Origin of the sequence: Micromonospora craterilacus (assembly GCF_003236315.1) — a bacterium.
In the GTDB taxonomy this organism is placed as follows: Bacteria; Actinomycetota; Actinomycetes; order Mycobacteriales; family Micromonosporaceae; genus Micromonospora; species Micromonospora craterilacus.
This window is the reverse complement of sequence record NZ_POTY01000297.1, coordinates 1-7,543: the sequence shown is the minus strand read 5'-3', so window position 1 is coordinate 7,543 and position 7,543 is coordinate 1. Positions and strand designations below refer to the sequence as shown.

Annotated in this window: 6 protein-coding genes; 2 read left to right on the top strand and 4 right to left on the bottom strand. The window is 73.0% G+C overall.

Going from position 1 to position 7,543, the window contains the following annotated elements; translation table 11 throughout:
- Positions 1–88: 88 nt before the first annotated feature.
- From C1I95_RS30185 to C1I95_RS30175, 3 genes are all read right to left on the bottom strand, one after another.
- Positions 89–1,387: a VWA domain-containing protein gene (locus tag C1I95_RS30185; protein ID WP_158566497.1), complete on the bottom strand. Its 1,299-nt coding sequence runs from the start codon at positions 1,385–1,387 to the stop codon at positions 89–91.
- Positions 1,388–1,458: 71 nt separating this feature from the next.
- Positions 1,459–2,472 (bottom strand): DUF4352 domain-containing protein, encoded by a 1,014-nt coding sequence (locus tag C1I95_RS30180; RefSeq protein WP_111219002.1) that lies wholly within the window; start codon positions 2,470–2,472, stop codon positions 1,459–1,461.
- 78 nt (positions 2,473–2,550) lie between these two features.
- A complete protein-coding gene (locus C1I95_RS30175; protein WP_111219000.1) occupies positions 2,551–3,207 on the bottom strand; it encodes a 4'-phosphopantetheinyl transferase family protein in 657 nt (218 codons plus the stop codon).
- Between the two features lie 232 nt (positions 3,208–3,439).
- Here C1I95_RS30175 and C1I95_RS30170 point away from each other — a divergent pair, with 232 nt between their 5' ends.
- Positions 3,440–3,739 carry a hypothetical protein gene (locus C1I95_RS30170; protein WP_233513974.1) on the top strand — a complete coding sequence of 100 codons (300 nt, stop codon included), beginning with the start codon at positions 3,440–3,442 and terminating at the stop codon, positions 3,737–3,739.
- 152 nt (positions 3,740–3,891) lie between these two features.
- The gene (locus C1I95_RS30165; RefSeq protein WP_111218996.1) at positions 3,892–4,161 is read left to right on the top strand and encodes a hypothetical protein; all 270 of its coding nucleotides are present in this window, start codon (positions 3,892–3,894) and stop codon (positions 4,159–4,161) included.
- A 51-nt stretch (positions 4,162–4,212) separates the two neighbouring features.
- Here C1I95_RS30165 and C1I95_RS30160 read toward each other — a convergent pair whose 3' ends face one another.
- Positions 4,213–7,506 (bottom strand): glycosyltransferase, encoded by a 3,294-nt coding sequence (locus C1I95_RS30160; protein ID WP_111218994.1) that lies wholly within the window; start codon positions 7,504–7,506, stop codon positions 4,213–4,215.
- Positions 7,507–7,543: the final 37 nt, after the last annotated feature.

Genomic DNA, 7,543 nt, shown 5'->3' with positions numbered 1-7,543 from the left:
GGGGTGGGCGCGGCCATCGCCGCGGCCGGGGCCAGGACGACGCCGGCGGCCAGCAGTGCGGCCGTGGTTGCCGAGCGGGTACGCATCCTCAGTTCTCCCTCCAGGTGGCCACCCACCAGCGGGTGAGCAGGCCGGTGACAAGCCCGGTGAGCAGTCCGGCCAGGGTCAGCAGGAGCAGCAGTACCCAGCCCCGACCCAGGTCCGGCCCGTCCGGGGCGGGGGACGCGGCGACCACGTCGACGGTCAGCTCGACCGGCATACCGGGGTTCTTCGCGGTGCCCGCCTGGGGCGCGAACATGTTGCTGACCACCAGGCAGACGGTGGTCACCTCCGGCGTCGCGGTGGGCTGCGGGGTCGGTTCGGCGTCCTCGGCGTCGTCGACGTCCCCGCCGGCCGACCAGCGCAGGCCGGCCGAGATCACGTCGGTGCGTCCGCTGCCCGCGTCCACGCCGCGGACCAGCTCGCGGCCGTCCGACGCGGTGGCCCGCAGCAGTACGCCGTAGTCGGGGTTGACCGGTCGGTCGAGCGCCACGCTGACCGAGGCGCGCAGCTCCTGCCCGGGCTGGACCGGCACCCGGTACCAGCGGTGCTCGGAGAAGGTCTCCCGGTCGGTGTAGACACCCGGGGCGAGCAGCGGCGCGCCCTGGCACACGTCCGTCCCGTCGACCTTCGCCGGCGTGGTGGCGTACGTGTCGCGGGCCCGGTCCACCAACTGCTTGAGCCGGTCGGTGAGGTCCTCGGCGCTCGTCGCGGCCGTGTACGTCCCGCCGGTGGCGGCGGCGATGCAGAGTAGCTGCCGCCGGACCTTCTCGTCGGGGGCCAGACCGAGGGTGTCCACCACCAGCGTGGTGCCCTGAGCCGCCAGTTCCCGGGCCACCTGGCACGGGTCCGGCGGGGCGCAGGTGTCCTCGCCGTCGGTGATCAGCACGATCCGCCGGGCGGTGGTGCCGGTGCCCAGGTCCTTGGCGGCTTCGCGCAGAGCCAGCCCGACCGGGGTGAATCCGGTCGGGCGCAGGGTGGCCACCGCCGCCTTGGCCTGGGCGCGGTCCACCGGGCCGACCGGCACGATCTGCTGGGTGTCCAGGCAGCCCTGCTGCTTGTCCTTGCCCTTGTAGGTGGCACCGAGGACCCGGATGCCCAGCTGGGTCTCGTCGGGCAGGGCGTCCACCACCTCGCCGAACGCCTGCTGGGCCACCGAGATCCGGCTGCGCCCGTCGATGTCGGTGGCCCGCATCGAACCGCTCACGTCCAGCACCAGCTGGACGCGGGGCGGCTCGGCAACGGGTTCTGCCCTGTCGTCGTCGGCGGATGCCGGCACCGGGCCGGCCAGCGTGGTCGCCGCCAGCAGCCCGAGCAGGACGGCTGACGACCATCTCTTGTTGATCACCGGGCGGAGTGTAGCGATGTCCATAAAGGACAAAGACTCCGGTCACCCGGCTGCGCCGACCGGCCTCCGGGCTACGGCTTCCAGGAGCCGGCGGTCTCGAAGAGGTGCCGGTACTCCAGGACGCCCTTGGTGTCGGCTACGTCGAAGACGACCGTGCCGGCCCGTTTGCTGCCCGCCCGCAGGCTGTTGCCCGAGCCGAGCGGATCCCCGCAGCCGGACAGCGCGCCGATCAGCCCGTTGACCGTGGTGCCGTCGTCGGCCACCCACTCGAAGTAGAACGGGTTGATCGAACCGGTGCCCTTGGTCACCGTGGCCGTCACGTCGGCGATCAGGTAGCGGCCCTTCTGCGGTTCGGGCGCGAACGAACTGCAGCCCTTGGTGACGGTACGGAACTTCGCCACGGTGATCTCGGTGGTGCCGTCGTTGTCGGTCAGGACCAGCGTGTCTCCCGGCCGCATGTTGAACGTCTCGCCGTCGTCGGCCGGCACGGGTGGACCGGATTCGGTGGGCGCGCTGCCCGGCGGCTCCGGCAGGGCGCGGGTGACCGCGGGGGTGGGCAGCGACTCGGACGCCTCTTCGGCGGCCCGGTTCGCGCCCGCGATGAGCGCGACGACGCCACCGACGCAGCAGAGCAGCGCCAGGACGACCACCACGATCACGACGATCAGGACCGTCTTGTTGCTCTTGGCGCCGCCCGGGGCGACCGGCTGCGCACCGGGTGGATATCCGTACCCACCGGGCGGGTAACCGCCACCCGGCGGGTACGGCCCGCTCGGTGGGTAGGGACCGGCTGCCTGATAAGGGGTGCCCGGTGGGTATGGCGCCCCCGAGGTGGGCGGCTGCGGCGCACCGGAGACGGGAGTCCACGGCTCACCGGAGACGGGCGGCTGGGCGGCGCCCGGGGGTTGCGGTGCGGCCCACGGGCTGGCGGCCTCGGGCTGCTGCGGTGCGGCCCACGTTCCGTCCGGTGCCGGGCCGGGCGTCGGCCCGACCGGGGGGAGCGGTGCCCAGGGGTCGCTCGGCTGCTGCTCCGGGTTCGGCCGGTAAGGGTCCGGCGACCCGTCTGGGGGCTGGGGGTGGCTCACCGTACTCCTCGGGCACCTGATCGCGGACGCGGTTGACCTGACGCTACCGCGCGCCGGCAACCTGATGTGGCGGCCGGCTCAGCGTGGCACCAGCGTGGCAGCGGTGCGGACGAGGTCCGCGTCCAGCGCGAACCGGCCGGTGATCAGCGCGGGTGGGTGGGAGACCGTGGCGGCGTCGACCCGGGCCGGCGCGATCCGGGCGGTGAACGTCCCGGCGTCGGGGTCGAGTTCTACCAGCGCGTCGTGGAAGTCCAGCCAGGTGCCGACGAGCGGGTGCCAGATCTTGTACACGGTCTCCTTGGCGCTGAACAGCACCGCCGGCCAGGAGACGCCCGGGGGCAGCCGGCCGCACCGTTCCTCCTCCTCCGGCAGGCAGATCAGGCGGCGTACCCCCGGGCTCAGCTCCTTGTGTCGCTCGGCGTCCATGCCGACCGACCGGATCTCGCTGTCGCGGGCGACGGCGGCGGCGCAGTAGCCGCGGGTGTGCGTGATGGTGCCGACCAGCCCCGGCGGCCAGACCGGCGACCGGTCGGCGGCGGCCGGAACGGCGACCGGCGGCAGGCCCAGCGCGGCCATGGCGCGGCGGGCACACGCCCGGCCCGCGGTGAAGTCGCGGCGCCGGCTGGCCACCGCGCGGTCGCCGAGGCAGGCCGCCTCCGCAGCGTGCAGCTGGCCGACCCAGTCGTCCGGATCGGCCACCGCCACCGCGACGGTCGGCGGCAGCAGATCACGCATCTCCGGCTCCGCAGGGGCGGACCCGGCGATCCGGTCGCGTGGCGCCCGTCGGTGGCGAGAGGCGGTCCGGATGCGCGTGCGCGCGGCGAGTCGCGGTGGCCATGGTTGGTGAACGTAGCGCAACCGTGTAACACAGGAACGTACTCGGACGCTGTGTGTTCGGCACGGGGGGTGACGTTTGGTCGACGGCGGGTGTTCATCCGCCGTCCAGGGTGAGGCGGAAGGGAGCCCGATGACGGGTGTTGCGGATCGCTCGGATGTCATGGTGGCCGAGGCCGGCGGGAACGCGCCGGTGGCGGGGGCGGGGGAACACGCCCCGGTGACACCCGACTGGACATGCGGCACCTGCGGCGCGGACTGGCCCTGCGAGCCGAAACGCGACCGGCTGCTGACCGAGTACGGCGAGGACCGGGCGATGCTCAGCGTCTACCTGGGCGCCTGTCTGGCCGCCGCCGCCGAGGACCTGCACGCCCCCGGGGCGACCTCGCTGCGGAACCGGTTCTTCGGCTGGCTGCCCCGCCGCCCGAGGTAAGCCCCGAGCGGCGGCCAGGCCGATCGACACTCTGCGTGGGTGTGTGACACCGGCTCGTGTTCCGGCGCTGATCAGGCATCCCCCCCCCGGTACGACGGCCATGCACTCTCGACCGTCTCGGGGCGGGCATCGATCGGGGGAAGGAGAGTGCGATGACCGATGCTGCGGAATCCTCGCCGTCCAGGGCGGAGGCGCACGCGCCGTCGACTCCGGACTGGACCTGTGGGACCTGCGGCGCAGAGTGGCCGTGCGAGGCGAAGCGCGCCAGTCTGCTGAACGAGTACCAGCGCGATCGGGCGACGTTGGCCGTCTACCTGGGTGCCTGTCTCGCCGCCGCTACCCAGGACCTGCCCGCGCCGGCCGGTAGGTCGCTCCAGGAGCGGTTCATGGGATGGCTGCCCCGGCAGCGCAAACCCGGCTGACCGTGCCCCGCCGTTGGCGGCGACGCCCCACCCGGGGCGTCGCCGCCGACGTCACCGTCCCGCCGTCAACCGGTTCCGACGTGGCGGCGTCGGGCCCGGTACGTGGGTTGACCCGGTCGCCGCCGGCTGCGCTTTCGGCCGGGCTGGCCAGGGAAGCAGCCGGGGCCTGCGCTGGGCGCTGACGTCCTCGATCCAGCCGAGCAGCAGCACGGCCGCACCGAGGATCACCAGGGCCATCGCCAGGTAGCCGAGCTTTCCGAGCCGCCAGGCGCCGAACATGTCCCCGGCGACGAAGCAGACCGCGATCGCCGCGTTGTGCCACAGGTAGATCGTCAACGCGCGGCTGTTCACCGCGGTGACCAGCCCGTCGAGTGGTCGTACCCGGGACAGCCAGGTCATCTGCGGGGCCATCCGCAGCAGCAGCAACGCGAAGCCGAGCGAGTAGAGCGCCTGGGCGACCGGGATCTCGTTGAGGTCGAAGCCGGCCTCGGGATGCGTCCAGACCCAGGCTGCCGCGGCCGCCATGCAGAGGCCGGCGAGCGGCACCAGGGTCGTCCACCGGATCCGGCGCAGGTGGCCGTCCCGGTGGGCGAAGCCCACCAGCCAGCAGGCGCCGAAGGTGGCCACGTCGATGGCGACGGAGTCGACCACGGCGCGCCCGAGCGACGGCGCCGCGACCTGCAGGGTCACCACGATGCCGAGCGGAAGGAGCACGGTCGGCAACGGCCACCGGCGGTAGAGCGCGAGCAGCACCGGGGAGAGCAGCACCAGCCAGAGGAACGTGACCAGGTACCACAGCACGCCGGTGACGTCACCGGCCCACTCGTTGCCCGGCGGTTGGGCGAGCGGAACCACCCACGTCAGGAACGCCGGCCAGGCCGGGCGGTCGGACCAGCCGTGCCAGATCATCACCGGTACGAGCACCAGCCCCATCGCCCAGAGGGCAGGCAGCAGCCGCCGGAGGCGGGCGTTCAGCGCACCGGCCGGCGCACGGTCGAGCGACCGCGCCATCAGGGAGCCGGCGAGGGCGAACATGACGCCCATGGCGGGGAGGGCCCAGCTCAACCAGGCGAAGCCCCACATGTGGTAGACGATCACCCGGGCCAGCGCGACCGCCCGCAGCACGTCGAACCAGCGGTCCCGGCCGCCCCCGGCGACCGGCACCCGTTGCCCGGCCGGGTCGGTCGCCGGATCGCCGGCCCGCTTCAGTTTCCGCCACCGCAGCCGCGTCCCGGTCAGCGCGGTGACCGTCGAGCGGACCATGACCAGGTACATCAGCTGCCGGTAGGCGAACTGCTGCAACGGTAGCGTCCACAATGGACGGATGCGCTCCCGGTCCAGCCGGAAGGCCACCAGCGCGGTGAGCGCCTGGACGCCGAGCATCGCCAGCCAGGCCAGGGCGGTCTCGGTGGCCCCGAGGAAGAAGAGCCCGTACACGGCCATCAGGTCCAGGACCGGTCCGAGCAGGGGCAGCACCACCCCGAACAGCGCGAGCAGCGGCAGGCCGAACCGCCCGAAGCGGCCGGAGGGCCCGCGGTCGAACATCGCCCGGCGGTGCTTCCACATCGCCTGCATGGTGCCGTAGCTCCAGCGGTAACGCTGCCGCCACAACTGGGCCACCGACGAGGGCACCTCGGTCCAGGCCCGGGCCTGCTCCTCGTACACGACCCGCCAACCGGCCCGCAGGACGGCCATCGTGATGTCGGTGTCCTCGGCCAGCGTGTCGTGGCTGATGCCGCCGGCAGCGAGCAGCGCGCGACGCCGGAACGCCGCGATCGCCCCGGGCACGGTCGGCATGCAGCCGAGCGTCTCGTACAGCCGGCGGTCCAGGTTGAAACCGATCACGTACTCGATGTGCTGCCACCGCCCGAGCAGCCCGGTACGGTTGGCCACCTTGACGTTGCCGGCGACCGCACCGACCGCCGGGTCGGCGAACGGCTGGACCAGCCGGCGGACGGCGTCCCGCTCGAACACCGTGTCGCCGTCGACCATGATGATGATCTCGTGCCGGGCGTGCGCGATCCCCGTGTTCAGGGCGCTCGGTTTGCCACCGTTGGGCTTCCGGATGACCCGGACGTTCGGCAGGCCCAGCGCCTCCACCAGGTCGGCGGTCCCGTCGGTCGACCCGTCGTCGACCACGATCACCTCGATGGCCCGATGGTCCCCGGCGGCCAGCGACCGGACGGCGGCCACGATGCCGGACTGTTCGTTGTAGGCCGGCACGATGATCGAGACCGGGTCGGTGACCGGTGGCCCCCACCGCCAGCGCCGGGACCGCCGACGCCGGGCGAGCCGGCCGGCGAGGAGGAGCAACAGCAGCGTACGGACGAGCATCAGGACGCCGACCACCACGAAGAGCACCCGCAGTGCGGCGAGGAACAGGTCGGCGATGCCGACGGCCAGCACCACCGAGCCGGCCCGCCAGCGGTCGAGTCCGGAGACCGGCACGTTCCCCGCGACCGGCCGGGCTTCCTCCCCGTCCATCTCCAGTGCCTGGTTCACCCCGTCGCTGACGGTCGTGAACCGGTATCCCCGAGCCATCATCATCGGGATGAAGCGGTCCAGTGCGACCAGCGTCTGGGACCGGTCACCACCGGCGTCGTGCAGCAGCACCACCGCGCCCTGCCCGTCCGGCGGGGTCATGTTGTGCACCATGACGTCCGGGCCCGGCTTCGCCCAGTCCCTGCTGTCGGTGTCGTTCACCGCCGTCAGGTAGCCGAGCCGGCCGGCCTCCCGGATCACCGCCCACGCCTGGTCGTCGACGGCGTCGGGTGTCGAGGAGTACGGGAAGCGCAGCAGGCTGGTCCGTACGCCCGCGGCGCTCATGATGGCCTGCTGGGTCTGCGCGTACTCCAGCCGTCGCCGCCAGCCGGACAGCAGGGTGGCGTCCGGGTGGCTGAAGGTGTGCACACCCAGTTCGTGTCCCTCGGCGGCGAGTCGCCGGGCGAGACCGGAATGGCGGGCCACCTGGCTGCCGACCACGAAGAAGGTGGCCGGAGCGTGGTGCCGGCGCAGCACGTCGAGCACCTTCGGCGTCCACACCGGATCGGGGCCGTCGTCGAAGGTGAGGGCGATGGTGCGCGGTGGCATGTGGTACGAGGCCACCCGCCCCTCGGTGGTGTCGATGACCGGGCCGCCGGACCGGATGACGGCGGGCACCCCGGCCTGGTCGCCGACATCTCGGACGTGGTCGGGGACGAATTCGGAGTTCGCGTACGCCTCGACGAACAGCACGCTGAGCACGACGGTGACCACGGATCCCCAGACGATCCATCCGGTCCAGCGCCGAGGTCGGGTGGGGCGGTCCGGGCGGGACGGCGGGACCGTGAGCGTGGTCTGGACCATCAGGCGGGCTGCCCGATGATCGGCTCCGGGGTGGGTG

What these genes read in the sequence shown, in the direction of transcription:
- C1I95_RS30160 (WP_111218994.1), bottom strand. Translation starts at nt 7,506, where the DNA reads ATGGTCCAGACCACGCTCACGGTCCCGCCGTCCCGCCCGGACCGCCCC.
- C1I95_RS30170 (WP_233513974.1), top strand. Translation starts at nt 3,440, where the DNA reads ATGACGGGTGTTGCGGATCGCTCGGATGTCATGGTGGCCGAGGCCGGC.
- C1I95_RS30175 (WP_111219000.1), bottom strand. Translation starts at nt 3,207, where the DNA reads ATGCGTGATCTGCTGCCGCCGACCGTCGCGGTGGCGGTGGCCGATCCG.
- C1I95_RS30165 (WP_111218996.1), top strand. Translation starts at nt 3,892, where the DNA reads ATGACCGATGCTGCGGAATCCTCGCCGTCCAGGGCGGAGGCGCACGCG.